This is a genomic window from Brevibacterium oceani (assembly GCF_013623835.1).
Taxonomy (GTDB): domain Bacteria; phylum Actinomycetota; class Actinomycetes; order Actinomycetales; family Brevibacteriaceae; genus Brevibacterium; species Brevibacterium oceani.
Genome location: NZ_JABKDE010000003.1, coordinates 470,215 through 488,640 on the forward strand (window position 1 = coordinate 470,215; position 18,426 = coordinate 488,640).

The window sequence follows — 18,426 nt, forward strand, 5'->3', positions numbered from 1 at the left end:
CAGCGATGATCCGCGTGCTGATCGCCGACGATCAGGACCTGGTCCGGATGGGACTGCGTGCCCTGCTCGACGCCGAGGAGGGTTTCGAGCTCGTCGGAGAGGCCACTGATGGTCTGGCCGCTGTGTCGACGGCGATCGAGGTGCGTCCCGACGTCGTGCTCATGGATATTCGGATGCCCGGGATCGACGGCTTGGAAGCGACTCGTCGGATCGTGACGGATGCGGCGCTGGCCGATACGCGAGTGATCGTGCTCACCGCGTTCGAACACGACGAATACGTCTTCGAGGCCCTGCGGATCGGTGCGAGCGGCTTCATGCTCAAGGACTCGCCGCCGACCGCGCTGCTCGAGGCGCTGCGCACCGTCGCCGCCGGCGGGGCACTCCTCGCACCATCGGTGACCCGCACCCTCATCGCGAAGTTCGTCTCGACGAGCCCTCGCTCGCGCATCACCCACCCGCAGCTCGACCAGCTCACCGACCGCGAACGTGAGATCGTCACCCTCGTCGCCGAGGGGCTGAACAATCAGGAGATCGCGGCGCGACTGGTCATCAGCCCCGCCACCGCTCGCACGCACGTGAGCCGGGCGATGATCAAGCTCTCCGCCCGTGACCGCGCCCAACTCGTCGTATTCGCCTTTCAATCCGGACTGGCCTGACTGCATGCTCCTGCCGAAGCCCTGCATGAGGCATCAGCTGATCCGGCGTGCTCGAACCCGCGCCGCGACGAGGGCGATGAAGGCCGTGACGAGCCCTGAGCCGACGCCGATCATCATGGCGACGATGAATTCTGAGAGGTGGATGACGAGGTCACTCAGCGGGGACTCGAATCGGGCCGCGAGATCGATCGCCGCCTGGGAAGGATTCTGCCCCTGTGAGGTCTCGAAGGACCACAGCAGTTCATGGACGATGACCAGCGACAGCCCATAGAGAACTCCGGCGAGCAGATGGTCACGCAGCGGTCTCGACGTCCTGCGCAGTACCGCCACCGCCAGCCACACGGTATAGAGTCCGAGAGCGAGCACGAAGTAGAGCACGGACCCGTCGGTCTCGATGACACCGAGGTCGCTGAGCACCGTCCGCGGGAGGCTCAGTGCCGCCAGTCCCACCATGGTCCACCACGACATCGGTACACCGAGCCGGGCATTCTCTCCTAGCTTCTGCAGACTGCTCATGGCCGGTCCCCGCTCTTTCGCATCGGTCTCGCTGACACCGTCCACGGTCGCAGATGGTCACGGGCGCGGCATCCGCTGCAGAGCGGTGATGGGAATGCGTCGGGAAGCGCAGGCCGGCAGATCAGTCCGGTTCAGCCCACCCGGGACTGCTCGTAGAGCGCCGAGACCAAGGGCGCGAGCTCGGGCCGCTCGCGGGCCTCGTCCAAGGTCGCCTCGAGCACACTGTCGTGGGTCGGGTGTGCCTCGGCGAGCAGCTTCTCCCCGGCCGCAGTGAGCTCGGTGTAGATGCCGCGCCGATCATCGGCACAGAGGACCCGGTTGAGCAGTCCGCGGTCCTCGAGTCGGGTGACCAGTCGAGTCGTCGCGCTCGAGGAGAGAGCAGCGGCCCGAGCGAGCTGCTGCATGCGCATGTGCCAGCCGTCCTGCCTGCTCAGAGCGTCAAGGACGGTGAATTCGACGACCGAGAGGTCGTGCTCGCGCTGCAGACTGCGCTCGAGCTCGACCTCGATGAGGCCGTGCAGAGCGGCGAGCGTCCGCCACCCGCGTGAGCGGATCTCCACCGCATCGTCCCTGATTCCCACGAACGTCTCCTTGTCACTGTCGTCCTCCAAGAATACACCACTTGCGCAGATAAGACGCGTGTGCAACTATTGTCTCTTGCGTCTGCAATCATTGCATACGCCTGCTATTGCACACGCGCCGATCCTCCATCGGCGGAACCGACCTTCAGAAAGGTTCGCCTCTCATGCCCCTCGCACTCCTCGCCCTCGCCATCGGCGGGTTCGGCATCGGACTCACGGAGTTCGTCATCATGGGCCTGCTGCCCGAGGTGGCCGCCGACTTCGGCGTCACCGAAACCGTGGCCGGCTACCTCATCTCGGGCTACGCCTCGGCCGTGGCCATCGGTGCGATCCTCATCACTGTGGCGCTGACCCATGTCAACCGGAAGACCGCGCTCGTCGTCCTCATGGTCCTCTTCATCATCGGCAACGGTCTGTCCGCGCTGGCTCCGAGTTTCGAGGCGATGATGCTCGGACGCATCGTCGCGGCCCTGTGCCACGGGGCGTTCTTCGGCATCGGATCCGTCGTCGCGGCGTCGCTCGTCCCCGCGAACCGTCAGGCTGCGGCGATCTCGATGATGTTCGCGGGACTGACCACCGCGAACGTCCTCGGCGTCCCGCTCGGCACCTTTCTCGGCCAGGCCGCCGGCTGGCGGTCGACCTTCTGGACGATCGCCGTCATCGGCGTCGTCGCCCTCATCGGCATCCTCATCCTCGTCCCAGCGGCCATCGCACGCCCGAGCGGGACCCACAGCATCCTCGGTGAGTTCCGGATCTTCGCCAACGGTCAGGTGTGGGCGTCGGTCCTCATCACCGTGCTCGGCTATGGGGGTATGTTCGGTGCCTTCAGCTACATGGCCTTCACCCTCACCGGGGTGAGCGGATTCTCTTCGGCGACTGTGCCCTGGCTGCTCGTGCTGTTCGGCGTCGGCCTCTTCGTCGGCAACATCCTCGGCGGACGCGCGGCCGATAAGAACCTCGGTCGGACGCTGCTCACCCTGCTCGTCGGCCTCGTCATCATCCTCGCCGTGTTCTCGCAGGTCGCCGGCAGCCAGATCGCCACGATCATCGCGCTCGTCGTCATGGGCGGGTTCGGATTCGCCACGGTGCCGGCGATGCAGATGCGCATCATGCGCCACTCCGGTGACGCGCAGACCCTGGGATCGGGGGCGAACATCGCCGCCTTCAACATCGGCAACGCCCTCGGCGCCTGGATCGGCGGGCTGACGATCGCCGCCGGTCTCGGGTACACCTCTCCGCTGTGGGCCGGGTCGATCGTCACCGTGGGCGGCCTCGTCACTCTCCTCATCGCCGGCTTCGCCCGGGGAGGTGAGCTGCGACGCTCGCGTCCGGAGACCTCCCGCACGGGCGCCGATCTGCAGCCGAGCGTCTGAGGCACAACAGAACGGCCGAGACTCAGCCGACCGTCCGAACCTCAGGCCACGGGCTCGACCCGGATCGCCTCGGCCGCATCGAGGGCGAGCTCGACGTCATCGTCGCCGACGCTCACCGCGATCGCCGAGGCGGCCGAACTGATCGATCTCACCTGCAGCTTCGTGCCGATGACGATTCCGCGTTCGGTGAGGTAGCGCAGCAGCTCGGGCGAGCGGTCGGAGACGCGGACGACCTCGACCTCGATGCCGGGTGCGGTCTCGCGCAGGCGCGTGCTCGGGAATTCGGCGGTGTGCCCGTCAGCGTCGGGGATCGGATCCCCGTGCGGGTCCCGCTGCGGATTCCCCAGCGCTGCGTTCATCCGCTCGAGCACGAGATCGGAGACCGAATGTTCGAGGCGGTCCGCCTCGTCGTGGACCTGATCCCAGGTCAGCCCCAGGGCCTCGACGAGGTAGGATTCGACGATCCGATGGCGCCTGACGATCTCGACGGCGATCTGCCGACCGGCGTCGGTGAGCACGATCTGTCCATAGGGTTCGTAGTCGATGTAGCCGTCGCGGGCGAGCTTCTTGAGGTTCGCCGACACCGTCGAGGCGGTCACTCCCAGCTGCTCGGCCATCTCCGTGGTGGCGGGGCGGCCGCCGGGCCATTCGTAGGCCTTCCAGATGAGGGTGACATAGTCCTCGACCATGCGAGTCACTGAGGGGCGCGGCATGTTCGTCATTCTACGCGCGGGTCCCCGCCGAATCGGGAGCGGAGGACAGACCGACGGTCGGTTCGCGCTTCGGTTCGGCCGCCTCGGCGGGTTCCGTCCCCTCCGTTTCGGCCGGCCGCCTGCGGAAGGGAGCGGCGAGCGTGGGGAGGATGTCACCGCGGTGGAGGACGAGGAAGACGATCGCGAGCACCGCCTGGATCGCGGAGAGGATGTAGCGTCCGGAGGTGTCCGTGACGAAGAACTGCACCCCGAAGAGCGCGGCGAGTCCCAGCGCGGGTGCCCAGTGGAAGCGCAGGGCGAGGATGATGGCGACGCCGAGGATGGTCTGCGTGGCCGTGAGCGTGAACTCCTCGATCTGCCGCCCGTCCAGCGGCAGCCAGGTGCCGCCCCCACCGGCGAAGTGGGCGATCGGCAGGGAGCCCACGAGCAGGCTCCACTGGTTGACCTTCGAGGCGATGAGCGTGCCGATCGCGGCCCCGCCCATCCCGCGCAGGGCGAACATCGCGGCGATGATGAACTCGGGGGCTTCCGAGGCCAGCGGGGCCAGCCATTGGACGAGGAAGTAGGAGTCGATGCCGAGGCTCGTGCCGGAGGCCACGAGCGCCTCGGCGAAGGGCTCGGCAGAGAGAAGGATGATGGCGGCGGAGACGACGAACATCGTGATCACCGTGATCCGGCGGGCCTTCGTCGGCATGGCGACGATGAGTGCGGCGGCACCGACGAACTCCTCCTCGTTGTCTCCGGCGGCCTGTCCGGCACGCCACAGGTAGACGGCGAAGATGAGAACGAGGCCGATGCCGAACCAGATGGGGATGGTGCCGAGCAGAGGGATGGCGAAGGCGAGCACGCCGAGGATGACGAGGAATCCGATGTCCATTCGGCTGCCCGAATCCAGCCGCAGGGAGGTCTGGATCGGTGATTTCGTGCGCTTGGCGAAGCGGCGGGCGACGAGGAGGGCGATGATGACGACGAGCGGCCAGCCGAAGCCGAGCAGCAGTCGGTTCGATCCGGTCATGTTCGCCGCCGCGAAGTGCAGATAGTCCGGATCCGATCCGGAGCGGAACGCGTAGTAGAGGTCGACGGCGTATTCGGGGAGGACGGCGATGAGTGCCAGCAGGGCGATCGCAAGGGCGCCCGAGATTTCCTTCTGCGCCGCCTCGGCGGCCCAGGCCAACAGGAACGCTGCCGCGACGATCGCAGCGCCGAAGGCCAGCACTTCGAGGACCGGGGCGAGCTCGACTCCTGTGATGCGCAGCACCACGGCGGGTGCGGCGACGAGCAGGCAGATCGCGAAGCGGCGAAGGAGTGCGGCGGGCATGTCTCCAGACTTCCGCCCGCGAATCGGGTGTGTCTACGCACAACTGAGACTTAGACGTCTCCAACAATTTCGGCGGGTCCGGGGATCCGCGGGAATCCGCGGATCGCAGCGGTGCGCTGTGCGGGCGCGTGTGCCGCAGATCACCGAAGGGGTCGATGCCCCGGGGCCGTGGAACCGCGCGGTGCGCGCCTACTGTGCCCGCAGCGCTGCGGCCAGGTACGGCGCCGACGGGGTGTCTCCGGTCGCGGCGATCTGTGCCGGGGTACCGACGGCGATCACCTGTCCGCCGTCGGCCCCGGCCCCGGGACCGAGTTCGATGACGTGGTCGCAGGCAGTGATGATCCGCATGTCGAGTTCGACCATGACGACGGTGTTGCCGGCGTCGACAAGGGTCTGTAGGTGTGTGATGAGCCGGTCGGCGTCCGCACAATGCAGCCCCGAGGTGGGTTCGTCGAGGACGTAGAGGGTGTCTCCGCGCTGGGAACGCTGCAGTTCGCTGGCGAGCTTGACCCGCTGGGCCTCGCCGCCGGAGAGCTCGGTCGCCGGTTGGCCGAGGCGCAGGTAGCCGAGGCCGACGTCGATGAGGGCGGTGAGCGAGCGCATGATGTCGAACTCCTCGGCGAAGAATCCGTGCGCTTCCTCCACGCTCATCGCCAGCACCTCGGCGATGGTGTGCCCGTGCCAGAGGATCTCGAGGGTGCTCGACTGGTACCGGGTGCCGTGACAGTCCGGGCATTCGGTGTAGACCGACGGCAGGAAGAGCAGTTCGACCATGACGGAGCCTTCGCCCTCGCAGGTCGGGCAGCGGCCGCCGGCGACGTTGAAGGAGAACCGACCGGGCTTGTACCCGCGCTCGCGTGCTTCCGGTGTTTCGGCGAAGCGGCGGCGGACGTGGTCGAACAGTCCGGTGTAGGTCGCGACGTTCGACCGGGGAGTGCGTCCGATGGGTCGTTGGTCGATGCTCACGATGCGACGGATGCCGGTGAGGTCGCCTGCCACCGCGCCCTCGAGCTCTTCGGGTTCGTCGGCGAGCAGCAGCTCATCACCCTCGGGCTCGGGTTCGTCGTCCCGGGCCGATTGGCCCAGGTGGTCGCCGACGAGCACCGGCAGCACCTGGCTGACGAGGCTCGACTTCCCGGATCCGGACACTCCGGTGACCGCGGTCAGGGCACCCAACGGCAGTTCGACGCTGACATCGCGGAGGTTGTTGCGGCGGATGTCCTCCACCCGGAACCAGGCGCGCGGCGAACGTGGCTCGTGCGGTTCGAGGCCGCGCCCGCCGAAGACGTAGCCTCGGGTGATCGAGTCCTCGACCTCGGCCAGACCGTCGGTGGGGCCGCTGTAGAGGACCCGCCCGCCGCGTTCTCCAGCGCCCGGTCCGATGTCGACGAGCCAGTCGGCGTGCCGCATGAGATCGACGGAGTGCTCGACGACGAAGAGGCTGTTGCCGCGTTCCTTCAGCCTGTCGAGGATTCCCATCAGGGCGGTGACGTCCTGCGGATGGAGTCCGGCCGACGGTTCGTCGAGGACGTAGACGACTCCGAAGAGCTCCGAGGTCAGTTGGGTGGCCAGACGCAGCCGCTGCAGCTCACCGCCTGAGAGGGTCGGGGTGGACCGGTCGAGCGACAGATAGCCGAGCCCCAGATCGACGATGGGGCGGAGACGATCGATGAGACCCCCGCCGAGGCGGACGAACGCGGCGCGCTTCTCCGCGGAGACGTGTTCGGCTCCGTCCCCGGCGGTGCAGGCTTCCTCGTCAGTGCCGGCTTCTGCGGCGGAGACGGTGTCCCTCAGCAGGGTCATGAGCTCGTGCAGGGGCAGGGCGGCGAACTCGGCGATGTCGAGTCCGGCGATCGTCACCGACAGGGCCTCGGGTTTGAGTTTCTTGCCGTGGCAGACCGGGCAGGGTGCGGCCGTGAGGAACTCAGAGACCCGCTTCTTCATCCCGGCACTCTTCGTGTTCGCGAACGTGTCGAGGATGTACTTCCGCGCCCCGACGAAGGTGCCCGAATACGTCGGTTCGACACCGGCATCGGCGGCTTCGCGCGCCTCGGCCAGCGTCAGCCGTGAGTGGACGGGCAGGTGCGGAGTCTCCTCGGTGTAGAGGAGCCAGTCGCGATCGGCCTTCGGCAGATCCTTCCAGGGGACGTCGACGTCGAAGCCGAGGGCTACGGCGGTATCGCGCAGCTGGTGCCCGTGCCACGCGGTCGGCCAGGAGGCGATCGCCCGCTCCCGGATCGTCAGCGTCGGGTCGGGGACCATCCGGTCCTCGGGCACCTCGTAGACCCGGCCGATGCCGTGACATTCGGGGCAGGCGCCTTCGACGGTGTTCGTCGAGAAGTCCTCGGCCAACAGCATCGGCTGGTCCTCGGGGTAGTACCCGGCCCGCGAGTAGAGCATCCGGACGAGGCTGGACACCGTTGTGATGCTGCCGACCGAGGACCGGGCGCTGCGGCCACCGCGCTGCTGCTGCAGTGCCACGGCCGGCGGCATCCCGGTGATCGAATCGACGTCCGGGACACCGGCCTGGTCGATGAGCCTCCGGGCGTACGGGGCCACGGATTCGAGGTAGCGGCGTTGGGATTCGGCGTAGAGGGTGCCGAAGGCCAGTGAGGACTTGCCCGATCCGGAGACTCCGGTGAAGACCACCATGGCATCGCGGGGGACGGTCAGATCGATGTCGCGCAGGTTGTGTTCCCTGGCCCCGCGGACCCGCACATCCGGTTGGATCTCAGTCGAGGAGCTCGGGTCCGAGGGCGCAGAGGAGGTCATGAGGTCACCGTACCAAGGTGGGACCTCACATCACCGAGGAGGACGACAGCAGAACCCCTCGCTCCGAGAGATTCGGAACAAGGGGCTCGGTGCGATTCTTTCGGCCGTTGTCATGGGCCGACCATCATTCGGCGGGGCTGGCCGTCATTCGATGGGGTTGGCCTCGGACGGTTCGACCGCCTCGGCGGGGTAGTCCTCCTGGTCTTCGGGCTTGCGGATGAAGAACGCGAGGACGACGGGGACGAGCGCGATGACCGTCGCCAGCAGGAACGCGGCGTGTCCGCCCGGGGCACCGGCCTCGGGGATCGACCGACCCGCGGCCTGACCGGAGTGCAGGGCAGCCGAGTAGATGGAGATGAGCAGCGCCGTGCCTGCCGCACCGGCCACCTGCTGGAGGGTGTTGAGCGCGGCCGAACCGTGCGAGTACAGGTGCCGTTCGAGCGAACCGAGCGAGGCGGAGAACAGCGGCGTGAACGACCCGGCGAGGCCGAGGGACATGACGATCTGGATGATGACGAGCAGCCAGATCGGGGTGCCGATCCCGGCGTTCGAGTAGGCGAACATCGCCGCGGCGATCATGATCGTGCCCGGCACCAGCAGGGTCCTCGGCCCGCGGGCGTCGTAGATGCGGCCCATCACCGGTCCGAGAATGCCCATGAGCACCGAACCCGGCAGGAGCACGAGACCCGACTGGGTGGCATTCAGCCCGACCACGCTCTGCAGGTACAGCGGCAGCAGGGAGAAGGTGCCGAACATCGAGAGCGCGACCACGGCCATGATGATCACGGACAGCACGTAGTTGCGCGAGTTGAATACGCGCAGGTCGAGCAGGGCACGATCGCCGCGCTGGAGTGTCAGCTGGCGCCACACGAAGAGTCCGAGGAAGACGACACCGCCGGCGATCGTCGCCCAGGCCAGGCCCGATGAGGAGCCGCCGCCGTGCCCGCCGCCGAACTGGCTGAGTCCGTAGACGATGCCGCCGAAGGCGAACACGGAGAGCACGATGGAGACGACGTCGATGGGAGCGTGGGTCGATTCGCCGAGGTTGGTCATCCATTTCGCGCCGAGGCCGAGGGCGATCAGAGCGATGGGCAGGATGATCCCGAAGAGCCAGCGCCAGCCCAGCGAGTCGAGCACGATGCCCGACATCGTCGGCCCGATCGCCGGAGCCAGGGAGATGACGAGGCCGACGCGGCCCATCATCCGACCGCGCGAGTGTGCGGGCACGACGTTCATCATCGTCGTCATCAGCAGCGGCATCATGATTCCGGTGCCGGCCGCCTGGACGACGCGGCCGACGAGGAGGAGGAAGAAGCCCGGGGACACGAGGCAGATCAGTGTGCCGGAGGAGAAGAGGATCATCGCGGCGAGGAAGATCTGCCGCGTCGTGAACCGTTGGATGAGGAAGCCGGTCGTCGGGATGACGACGGCCATGGTGAGCATGAAAGCGCTGGTCAGCCACTGTCCGAGCTCGGGCGGGATGCCGAGGGTCTGATTGAGTTCGGGGATGGCGATGGCCATCGTCGTCTCATTGAGGATCGCGACGAAGGCGGCGACGAGGAGCAGCCAGATGACCTTCATTCCTGCGGGGTCGATGGACTCGTGCTGCGCTGGCTGTGAGTGCGAGTGTGTGCTGTCGCTGGACAAGGAGGTGCTCCGATCGAAAAAGGTCTGTCATCGCCCCGGCGCGGGCGGAATTCTGCACGCAGCAGCCGACACTGCGTTGAGACAAAGAGATCAACGGGAATCTACGCTAGCCTATTCCGCACTCGCAGGAACAGGGGGAGAACCCTACCTCGGCGTTCGACTTCGTCACATTTCACGGGTGGGTCAGCTGCGGTCCAGGCTGGGGCACGCCTCATAGCGGTAGCCGGGCTCACCGGCGGCGACGAGTTCGCGGTCGCGCAGGATCGTCAGTGGGGCGCGATCCTCACTGTCACAGGCCTCGGCGAAGGTCAGCCCCGCCTCGGCGAGGGAGTCGGGGTATTCGATCTCGAGGACCTGGTCGCCGTAGACATGGGTGTACGCGGCGCATTCGTCGAAGGCCGCGCATTCCTCGGTGACGGCGAAGTCGAAGCCGAGGTCATGATGCGCGGTGCGGGTGATCTCGGCGGCGTTCTTCTGTGCGATCGCCATTCCGGCCTGATGGGCGCGCTCGACGTAGGACCTGGCCAGGGCATTGACGCCGTCTTCTGAGATGGCGTCGAATCGTTGCGCGATGTCGAGGTTGTCGATCTCGACGGCGGCGAATCCGTCCTCGGCACAGCCGTCGATGGCCTCGCCGAGGCGGTCGAGAATGACCGTGCGAGCGTGACCAGTCGAGGGGTCGAGGATGTGTTCATCGGGCCAGTCGGGGTCCACGACGAGGTCCCCGTCGCCGTCGTGGAGGAGGACGTCCTCGTCGTCTGCCCAGTCATCGGCTTCATCGGGTTGGGTCTGGAAGCCGTTGACGTAGCAGACCGAGTAGGCGCCGGGCAGCGGGTCGGCCCCAGCGTCGCGGACGACGACGTCGATGGATGTTGTCGCAGCAGCCGCCTCGGCGGTCGTATCTGTCGGAGTCGACGTTGCCCGTGCGGAAGCGGCAGGAATCTCGTCGTAGGCTCCGCCGAGCTGGTAGTCGAAGACGCCAGAGGTGGGCGGAAGTGTGATCGGTTCAGCCGAACCGCCAGTGGGTCGCGACGTCTCCCTGGTATGCGTGGTCGAAGCATCAGTATCGGGGGGTCCGCTGCACCCTGTGACGACGAGGGTGCTGATCAGGGACAACATCACGGCCGCCGTCCGCGTGACTGCGATCATCGTCCCGGTCGCCATCCACCCTCGTCGCTGATCGCCGCGGCGATGTTGCGGCTGATCTCGCGCAGCGTCATCGCCTGTTCGGCACTCAGGGAATCGAAGACGAGGCGGCGGACGAGGGCAGCGTGCGCGGGAGCGGCGGAGGCGACCACCTCGGCGCCGGAGTCGGTGAGCCCGGCGATCGTCACCCGGCGGTCGCCCGGATCGGTCGAACGGCGCACCCAGTCGCGCTTCTCCAGGCGGACGACCGCGCGTGAGAGTCGGGAGAGCGTGCTGTTGGCGTAGCCGGCGAGAGTGCTCATCGGCAGGCTCCGTCCTTCGGCCGTGGAGAGGGCGTAGAGGATGCCGAACTCGAAATGTGTGAGGTCCCAGCCGTCCTCAAGCTGCAGGTCGAGCACAGGCGGAAGCCACTCGAGGACGGTCGCCAGGGCCGACCACGTCTCGAGCTCTGCGCCGTCGAGAGGCGCGGATTCCGACGGAGAGGTCATGCAAGCATCCTACCGCATCACTTGACTGAGCAAGTTTTACCTGTGATGATCACTTGCTCAGGAAACTATTTCGGTGAGACAACGAGGAGCACAGCCGTGAGCGAAGAGATGACAGGAGAATTCGGGCGATCCGAGGTGTTCGTCTCGGGGTCGACGCAGGGAATCGGGTTCGCCTCGGCGCGGGCGTGCGCATCAGACGGGGCAGCCGTCGTTCTCAACGGGAGGACGGAGTCTGCCGTCGCCGCAGCGGTCGACCGGCTGCGCGGGGAGGTGCCGGGAGCCGATGTCAGCGGGATCGCGGCCGACCTGGGCGACGCAGCGGAGACGGCGGAACTTCTCGAGCGCCTCGGCGAGGTGGATGTGCTCATCAGCAATGTCGGCATCTTCGATGTCGCCGCCTTCGGGGAGATTTCGGATGCGGAGTGGGAACGATACTTCGCACTCAATGTCATGGCCGGCGTAAGGCTGGCCAGAGGACTGCTGCCGGGGATGCTCGAGCGGGGACATGGGCGGATCGTCTTCATCGGCACCGAATCGGCGGTCGATGTCCCGGCCGACATGATCCACTATGGGGCGACGAAGGCGGCGTCGCTGGCGGTGGCCAATGGACTTGCGAAGCTCACTCGGGGGACCGCAGTGACGGTGAACACCGTGCTCGGCGGGCCGACGTACTCCGATGGGGTGGCGACCACGGTCGAGCAGATCGCTGCAGCGCAGTCGCTCGAGGTCGCGGACCTGAAGTCACAGCTCGTGCGGGAGACCTCACTCCTCGGCAGGTTCATCGAGCCTGCCGAGATCGCCGACCTCGTCGCGTTCCTCGCGGGCCCGAAGTCCTCAGCGATCAACGGTGCCGCCCTGCGTGCCGAGGGCGGAGTGCTGCCGACTCTGCTGTGAACGGTCCCCGCCCTGTGCTCGCCCGACAACGACGAAGGCTCCGAACCACTTTGGTTCGGAGCCTTCGTGTTACGAGTGCTGTCTCAAAACTACTCGAGTGGAGGTAAGGGGACTCGAACCCCTAACCCTCTGCTTGCAAAGCAGATGCGCTACCAATTGCGCCATACCCCCGTGTCGGGTTCTCACCCTCACACCGAATCGGTGTGTTCGGACCATTCGGCCTGAGCAGATTGATTCTGCTTCCGCCACCGGAAGAACACTCCCAGCCCCACAAGCGTGAGACCGCTGAGAATCCATCTTTTCATGATCCTCCTCGAAAGGAAATCCCCGAAGAAGGGGACGTGGGCCTACCTGGACTTGAACCAGGGACCTCTTCGTTATCAGCGAAGCGCTCTAACCGCCTGAGCTATAGGCCCTTATCGGGGTGAACCCGAAGTAAAACGATACCCAACCGGAGCAGACAAACACAAATCGCCTCCCGGTGACTCCCCTCACACCCATTTGCTACCTGACGGCGGCCCAGCAACCTCGCGCAAGGTTGTTGGGCCGCCGTCAGGTAGTAAGAGGGGTCAGTCGTCGGTGAGGGTGAGGCTGAAGCCGCCGGCGATGAGGGACCCGATGTTGTAGATGAAGGCCGCCAGGGTCGACAGCGCCGTCATCAGAACGATGTTGATGACCGCGATGATGAAGCCTGCCGCCACGACTCGACCGAAGCCGAAGATGCCGATGATCCGCTCGGCCGACTCCGCGCCGGCGAGCTCGCTCATCGTCGATTCGAGGCCGCTCATCACACCCGTCGCCTGGAGAACGATCCACAGCACGATGAACGCGACGATCGTGGCGATGCCGATGGCCACGGACATGAGGAACGACATCTTCATGACCGACCACGGATCGACCGCGGACACCGTGAGGCGGACGGTGCGGGGGCCTTTCTTCTTCTTGCCGCTGCCGGAGTCGACCATGTTCTTCACGCCCATCTTCACGCCGCCGGAGCTGGCGCGGATGGTGTTGGCCGCATTTCCCATCACCGAGGTGGCCCCGCGGTTGCCCGAGGACTGACCTCCCGCGGATCCCTGGGATCCAGTCGGCTGCGATCCCGCACCCGAACCCTGCGATCCGGCTGCGCCGGATCCCTGTGAGGCGGTGCGTGCGGTCGGTGCCGATCCTGTCGAGGGTGCGCGATTGGGCTTCGGCGAGGCCTTCGGCGCCGGAGGGGCGACGACGGTTGCCTTCTCCGTCTGAGGCGTTCCCTGATTCGCATTCTGCGAGGAGCCCGAGCCCTGCCCGGACGAACCCTGCCCGGAACCAGGTCCCGAACCGGTCGAGCCTGCGGACTTCGCGTCGTTCTTCGACGAACCCGCCGTCAGACGCGTCGATCCGCTCGACGTGCGTATGATCTTCCCTGAGCCTGGCTTGCTGCTATCGCTCACTCTTCCACATCCTCGCTGCCGGTCTGAGGTGCTCCGACCTCACCCTCGGGAACTTCACCTTCCGGAACTTCACCTTCCGGAACTCCGCCTTCGGGAACTTCGGCATCGTCTTCGTCTTCGACCTCGGCTTCGGGCCCACGTGTCACTGCGATAATACGATCATTCTTGCCCGGTTTCGCGAACACTACACCCATGGTGTTGCGTCCCTTCGCCGGAACTTCGTCGATTCCCGACCGAACGATCTTACCCTTCTCCATGACGACGAGGACTTCCTCACCATCTTCGACGATGAGCCCGCCTACCAAGTCTCCGCGCTGTTCGGTGATTTTGGCAACCCGGATTCCCAGACCGCCGCGGCCCTGCAGACGGTATTCGTCGACGGGGGTGCGCTTGGCGTATCCGCCCTCGGTGACGACGAAGACATAGGTGTCGGGCTGGACGACGTCCATGGTCAGCAGCTCGTCGTCGTCCTTGAACTTCATGCCGGTGACACCGCCGGTGACGCGACCCAGCGGGCGGATCGACTCATCGTCGGCGGCGAAGCGGATCGACATGCCCTTGCGCGAGATCATCAGCAGATGATCCTCGGAGCCGACGATGCGGGCCGAGACCAGCTCATCCGGCTCACCCTTGTATTCGCGGAGGTTGATGGCGATGACGCCGCCGGTGCGGTTCGAGTCGTATTCGCTCAGGCGGGTCTTCTTCACCACACCGGACTTCGTGGCGAGGATGAGGAATTCGGCCTCTTCGTAGTCGCGGATGGACAGGACCTTCGCGATCGTCTCGCCTGGCTGCAGCGCCAGCAGGTTCGCCACGTGCTGACCTTTGGCATCACGCGAGCCCTCGGGCAGCTCATAGGCCTTCGCCCGGTAGACGCGACCGGTATTCGTGAAGAACAGCAGCCAGTTGTGCGTCGAAGTGACGAAGAACTGTTCGACGACATCGTCGCCGCGCAGAGCCGCTCCCTTGATTCCCTTGCCGCCGCGGTGCTGGGCGCGGTAGAGGTTCGTCTGGGTCCTCTTCGCATAGCCGCCGCGGGTGATCGTGACGACGACCTCCTCCTCGGGGATGAGGTCCTCCATCGACACGTCCCCGTCGAAGCCGGCGAGGATCTTCGTCCGACGCTCGTCGCCGTAGCGTTCGACGATCTCGTCGAGCTCCTCGGACACGATCTCGCGTTGGCGCGCCGGCGTGGCGAGAATGTGCTTGTACTCGGCGATCTGCGCTTCGATCTTCTCGGCCTCTTCCTGGATCTTCAGGCGCTCCAGAGCGGCCAGGCGGCGCAGCTGGAGATCGAGGATCGCATTGGCCTGGAGTTCGTCGACCTCGAGCAGCTCCATGAGTCCGGTCCGAGCCTCGTCCGAGGACGGGGAGCGGCGGATCAGGGCGATGACCTCGTCGAGGGCGTCGAGGGCCTTGAGGTAGCCGCGCAGGATATGGGCGCGCTCCTCGGCCTTGCGCAGCCGGAACTGGGTGCGCCGGACGATGACCTCGATCTGGTGCTTGACCCACAGGCGCAGGAACGAGTCGATGCTCAGGGTGCGCGGCACGCTGTCGACGAGGGCGAGCATGTTCGCGGAGAAGTTCTCCTGCAGCGAGGTGTGCTTGTAGAGGTTGTTGAGCACGACCTTGGCCACGGCATCGCGCTTGAGCACGATGACCAGTCGCTGACCGGTGCGGCCCGAGGACTCGTCGCGGAGGTCCGCGATGCCCGCGACCTTGCCGTCCTTGACGTAGGAGGCGATCTTCGCGGCCAGAGTGTCGGGGTTGACCATGTAGGGCAGCTGGGTGACGACGAGGCAGGTGCGTCCCTGGATCTCCTCGACCTCGACGACGGCGCGCTGGGTGATCGATCCGCGACCGGTGCGGTAGGTGTCCTCGATGCCCTTGCGGCCGAGGATCGTCGCGCCCATCGGGAAGTCCGGGCCCTTGATGATGCCGAGCAGCGCCTCGAGGGCCTCTTCCTTGCTCGCCTCGGGGTGGGAGAGCAGCCATTGTGCACCGGCGGCGACCTCGCCGAGGTTGTGCGGCGGAATGTTCGTCGCCATTCCGACCGCGATGCCCGCAGAGCCGTTGACCAGCAGGTTCGGGAACCGTGAGGGCAGAACCATCGGTTCCTGGTTGCGACCGTCGTAGTTGTCCTGGAAGTCGACGGTGCCCTCTTCGATATCGCGGACCATCTCAAGAGCCAGAGGCGCCATCTTGCACTCGGTGTAACGGGGGGCGGCCGCACCGTCATCACCGGGAGAGCCGAAGTTGCCCTGTCCGGCGACCAGCGGGTAGCGCATCGTCCACGGCTGCACGAGGCGGACCATGGCGTCGTAGATCGCCGTATCCCCGTGCGGGTGGTACTGGCCCATGACGTCGCCGACGACGCGTGAGCACTTCGAGAAGTTGCGGTCGGGGCGGTAGCCGCCGTCGAACATCGCATAGAGCACGCGGCGGTGGACGGGCTTGAGTCCGTCGCGGACATCCGGCAGGGCGCGACCGACGATCACGCTCATCGCGTAATCGAGGTACGACCTCTGCATCTCGAGGTTGAGATCAACCTGCTCGATGCGGTTGATTTCTGTTCCGATATCGTTCTCGTCGGCCAATGTGGGCTCTTCCCTTGTGTCTGAACCGTCCGGCTGGGTCTCAGCCGAGGGCGGCAGTGTATGAGTTCAAAGAGTGGGGTCGGTGCGGCACCGATCATCCACCAGCACCGAGGCTGCTTCCCGGTGCCGGTGAACGGTCAGATGTCGAGGAAGCGGACGTCCTTCGCGTTCTCCTGGATGAAGCGCCGGCGCGAATCCACGTCATCGCCCATGAGGACGGTGAAGATCTCATCGGCGACGATCGCATCGTCGAGGGAGACCTGCTTGAGCAGACGGTGGTCAGGATCCATCGTCGTCTCCCACAGCTCCTCGTAGTTCATCTCGCCCAGACCCTTGTACCGCTGGATCGCGAGATCCTTGGGCAGGCGCTTGCCCGCGGCCCGACCGGTCTCGAGCAGACCGTCGCGCTCCTTGTCCGTGTAGGCGAACTGGTGCGGTGCGTTCGACCACTTGATGCGGTAGAGCGGCGGGGTCGCCAAGTAGACGTAGCCGTGCTCGATGAGCGGCTTCATATACCGGAAGATCAGCGTCAGCAGCAGTGTGGTGATGTGCTGACCGTCGACGTCGGCATCGGCCATGAGGACGATCTTGTGGTACCGCAGCTTCTCGAGGTCGAACTCCTCACCGATGCCGGTGCCGAAGGCGGTGATCATGGCTTGGACCTCGTTGTTGCCCAGCGCCCTATCCAGACGGGCCTTCTCGACGTTGAGGATCTTCCCACGCAGCGGCAGGATCGCCTGCGTGTTCGGGTTGCGACCCTGTGTGGCCGAGCCGCCGGCCGAGTCGCCCTCGACGATGAACACCTCGGAGATGGTCGGGTCCTTCGACTGGCAGTCCTTGAGCTTTCCGGGCATACCTGAGGATTCGAGCAGACCCTTGCGGCGCGTGGCCTCACGGGCCTTGCGGGCGGCCATGCGTGCCTGGGAGGCCTGCAGCGCCTTGCGCACGACGTCCTTGGCCTGGGCCGGATTGGACTCGAACCAGTGCCCGAGCTCATCGCGGACCACGCGCTGAACGAAGCCCTTGACCTCGGAGTTTCCGAGCTTCGTCTTCGTCTGTCCTTCGAACTGCGGATCGCCGAGCTTGACCGAGATGACGGCGGTCAGTCCCTCGCGGATGTCGTCGCCGGTGAGGTTGGGATCCTTGTCCCGCAGCAGCTTCTGTTCCTTCGCATACGCATTGACCAGGGAGGTCAGCGCCGTGCGGAAGCCCTCTTCGTGCGTGCCGCCTTCGTGGGTGTTGATGACGTTGGCGTAGGTGTGCACGGATTCGCTGTAGGCCGTCGTCCACTGCATCGCGATCTCGAGTGAGAGCGTCTGTTCGCCCTCCTCAGCTTCGAAGACGATGACATCGGGGTGGACGAGATCGGCCTTCTTCGTCGCATTGAGGTATTCGACGTAGTCGAGCAGACCGTGCTCGTAGTTGTATGTGACGGTCCGCGGCTTCCACTCGGTCGCTTCGTTCTCGTCGATCTGCACCTCGGCGTCGTCGACCTCGTTGTGTCGTTCGTCGGTGAGGCTGATCTTCAGGCCCTTGTTGAGGAAGGCCATCTGCTGGAAGCGTGCGCGCAGGTACTCGTACGAGAAGTCCGTGGTCTCGAAGATCGTCGCGTCGGGCCAGAAGGTCACGGTCGTGCCGGTCTCATCCGTGGCCTCGCCCCGCTGCAGCTCACCGGTGGGCACGCCCTGGACGAAGTCCATGGTCCACGTGTAACCGTCGCGCTTGACCTCGACCTCGAGACGTTCGGACAGAGCGTTGACCACGGTCGAGCCGACACCGTGCAGACCGCCGGCCACGGCGTATCCGCCGCCTCCGAACTTGCCGCCGGCGTGGAGGATCGTGAGGATCACTTCGACGGTGGGCTTGCCTTCGGTCGGGTGCATGGCCACCGGCATTCCGCGCCCGTCGTCGGCCACGCGCACGCCGCCGTCGGCGAGGATGGTGACTTCGATATGCGAGCAGTAGCCGGCCATCGCCTCATCGACGGAGTTGTCGACGATCTCCTGGACGAGGTGGTGAAGACCGCGTTCCGAGGTCGAACCGATGTACATGCCGGGTCGTTTGCGGACTGCCTCGAGACCCTCGAGTACCGTGATGTCGCCGGCATCATAATGAGGCTGATCCTCGGTCGTCATGTGACTCCTTGTTCGGATGGTCGCTAACAGCTCCCCATTCTACCGCGACGGAGCCTGAAATGCCCGTAAGCGGCCCGTGAAGGCGGATTTCCCGAATTTTCAGACCGCAGATATACCCCCGGGCACAAACGGGAGCGGCTATGGCTGTCTAAGGCCC

At 65.9% G+C, this 18,426-nt stretch carries 14 protein-coding genes and 2 tRNA genes; 3 read left to right on the forward strand and 13 right to left on the reverse strand.

The window, feature by feature from the left end; genetic code table 11:
- Positions 1-5 precede the first annotated feature (5 nt).
- Positions 6-656, forward strand: coding sequence for a response regulator (locus HK401_RS08615; RefSeq protein WP_181274241.1), 651 nt, complete (start codon positions 6-8; stop codon positions 654-656).
- A 33-nt stretch (positions 657-689) separates the two neighbouring features.
- Here the strand turns inward: HK401_RS08615 and HK401_RS08620 are convergent, their stop codons facing one another.
- Together HK401_RS08620 and HK401_RS08625 are read right to left on the reverse strand one after the other, a co-directional pair.
- Positions 690-1,172, reverse strand: a complete 483-nt coding sequence (locus HK401_RS08620; RefSeq protein ID WP_181274242.1) for a hypothetical protein — start codon at positions 1,170-1,172, stop codon at positions 690-692.
- Between the two features lie 131 nt (positions 1,173-1,303).
- Entirely contained in the window at positions 1,304-1,753 is a 450-nt protein-coding gene (locus HK401_RS08625; protein WP_181274243.1) for a MarR family winged helix-turn-helix transcriptional regulator, read from the reverse strand.
- 164 nt (positions 1,754-1,917) lie between these two features.
- On the opposite strand from HK401_RS08625, the gene HK401_RS08630 reads away from it, so the two are divergent.
- Positions 1,918-3,126, forward strand: a complete 1,209-nt coding sequence (locus HK401_RS08630; RefSeq protein ID WP_181274244.1) for an MFS transporter — start codon at positions 1,918-1,920, stop codon at positions 3,124-3,126.
- A 41-nt stretch (positions 3,127-3,167) separates the two neighbouring features.
- Here the strand turns inward: HK401_RS08630 and HK401_RS08635 are convergent, their stop codons facing one another.
- From HK401_RS08635 to HK401_RS08660, 6 genes are all read right to left on the reverse strand, one after another.
- The gene (locus HK401_RS08635) at positions 3,168-3,839 is read right to left on the reverse strand and encodes a metal-dependent transcriptional regulator (RefSeq protein ID WP_181274245.1); all 672 of its coding nucleotides are present in this window, start codon (positions 3,837-3,839) and stop codon (positions 3,168-3,170) included.
- Positions 3,840-3,849: 10 nt separating this feature from the next.
- Positions 3,850-5,157: a calcium:cation antiporter family protein gene (locus HK401_RS08640; RefSeq protein ID WP_181274246.1), complete on the reverse strand. Its 1,308-nt coding sequence runs from the start codon at positions 5,155-5,157 to the stop codon at positions 3,850-3,852.
- A 189-nt stretch (positions 5,158-5,346) separates the two neighbouring features.
- Complete coding sequence (locus tag HK401_RS08645; protein WP_181274247.1) at positions 5,347-7,929, reverse strand: excinuclease ABC subunit UvrA; 2,583 nt, start codon at positions 7,927-7,929, stop codon at positions 5,347-5,349.
- A gap of 144 nt (positions 7,930-8,073) precedes the next feature.
- Entirely contained in the window at positions 8,074-9,510 is a 1,437-nt protein-coding gene (locus tag HK401_RS08650; protein WP_181274408.1) for an MDR family MFS transporter, read from the reverse strand.
- A 249-nt stretch (positions 9,511-9,759) separates the two neighbouring features.
- A complete protein-coding gene (locus tag HK401_RS08655) occupies positions 9,760-10,740 on the reverse strand; it encodes an endo alpha-1,4 polygalactosaminidase (RefSeq protein WP_258234082.1) in 981 nt (326 codons plus the stop codon).
- The gene (locus HK401_RS08660) at positions 10,722-11,210 is read right to left on the reverse strand and encodes a MarR family winged helix-turn-helix transcriptional regulator (protein WP_181274248.1); all 489 of its coding nucleotides are present in this window, start codon (positions 11,208-11,210) and stop codon (positions 10,722-10,724) included. Before HK401_RS08660 ends, HK401_RS08655 begins: the two co-directional genes overlap by 19 nt.
- Before the next feature lie 96 nt (positions 11,211-11,306).
- Here HK401_RS08660 and HK401_RS08665 point away from each other — a divergent pair, with 96 nt between their 5' ends.
- Positions 11,307-12,104 (forward strand): SDR family NAD(P)-dependent oxidoreductase, encoded by a 798-nt coding sequence (locus HK401_RS08665; protein ID WP_309135941.1) that lies wholly within the window; start codon positions 11,307-11,309, stop codon positions 12,102-12,104.
- A gap of 98 nt (positions 12,105-12,202) precedes the next feature.
- Here HK401_RS08665 and HK401_RS08670 read toward each other — a convergent pair.
- The 5 genes from HK401_RS08670 to gyrB all read right to left on the reverse strand — a co-directional run bounded on the left by HK401_RS08670 (position 12,203) and on the right by gyrB (position 18,269).
- Positions 12,203-12,275, reverse strand: a tRNA-Ala gene (locus tag HK401_RS08670).
- Between the two features lie 171 nt (positions 12,276-12,446).
- Positions 12,447-12,520 (reverse strand) — tRNA-Ile (locus tag HK401_RS08675).
- A 153-nt stretch (positions 12,521-12,673) separates the two neighbouring features.
- Positions 12,674-13,537: a DUF3566 domain-containing protein gene (locus HK401_RS21035; protein ID WP_246490523.1), complete on the reverse strand. Its 864-nt coding sequence runs from the start codon at positions 13,535-13,537 to the stop codon at positions 12,674-12,676.
- Entirely contained in the window at positions 13,534-16,134 is a 2,601-nt protein-coding gene (gene gyrA / locus HK401_RS08685) for a DNA gyrase subunit A (RefSeq protein WP_181274249.1), read from the reverse strand. The genes HK401_RS21035 and gyrA overlap by 4 nt, the downstream gene beginning before the upstream one ends.
- A gap of 137 nt (positions 16,135-16,271) precedes the next feature.
- Complete coding sequence (gene gyrB / locus HK401_RS08690; RefSeq protein ID WP_181274250.1) at positions 16,272-18,269, reverse strand: DNA topoisomerase (ATP-hydrolyzing) subunit B; 1,998 nt, start codon at positions 18,267-18,269, stop codon at positions 16,272-16,274.
- Positions 18,270-18,426: the final 157 nt, after the last annotated feature.

Bases quoted from the DNA above. Each gene is read 5' to 3' on its own strand.
- HK401_RS08615 (WP_181274241.1), top strand. From the start codon at position 6: ATGATCCGCGTGCTGATCGCCGACGATCAGGACCTGGTCCGGATGGGA.
- HK401_RS08620 (WP_181274242.1), bottom strand. From the start codon at position 1,172: ATGAGCAGTCTGCAGAAGCTAGGAGAGAATGCCCGGCTCGGTGTACCG.
- HK401_RS08630 (WP_181274244.1), top strand. From the start codon at position 1,918: ATGCCCCTCGCACTCCTCGCCCTCGCCATCGGCGGGTTCGGCATCGGA.
- HK401_RS08635 (WP_181274245.1), bottom strand. From the start codon at position 3,839: ATGCCGCGCCCCTCAGTGACTCGCATGGTCGAGGACTATGTCACCCTC.
- HK401_RS08640 (WP_181274246.1), bottom strand. From the start codon at position 5,157: ATGCCCGCCGCACTCCTTCGCCGCTTCGCGATCTGCCTGCTCGTCGCC.
- HK401_RS08645 (WP_181274247.1), bottom strand. From the start codon at position 7,929: ATGACCTCCTCTGCGCCCTCGGACCCGAGCTCCTCGACTGAGATCCAA.
- HK401_RS08650 (WP_181274408.1), bottom strand. From the start codon at position 9,510: ATGAAGGTCATCTGGCTGCTCCTCGTCGCCGCCTTCGTCGCGATCCTC.
- HK401_RS08655 (WP_258234082.1), bottom strand. From the start codon at position 10,740: ATGGCGACCGGGACGATGATCGCAGTCACGCGGACGGCGGCCGTGATG.
- HK401_RS08660 (WP_181274248.1), bottom strand. From the start codon at position 11,210: ATGACCTCTCCGTCGGAATCCGCGCCTCTCGACGGCGCAGAGCTCGAG.
- gyrB (WP_181274250.1), bottom strand. From the start codon at position 18,269: ATGACGACCGAGGATCAGCCTCATTATGATGCCGGCGACATCACGGTA.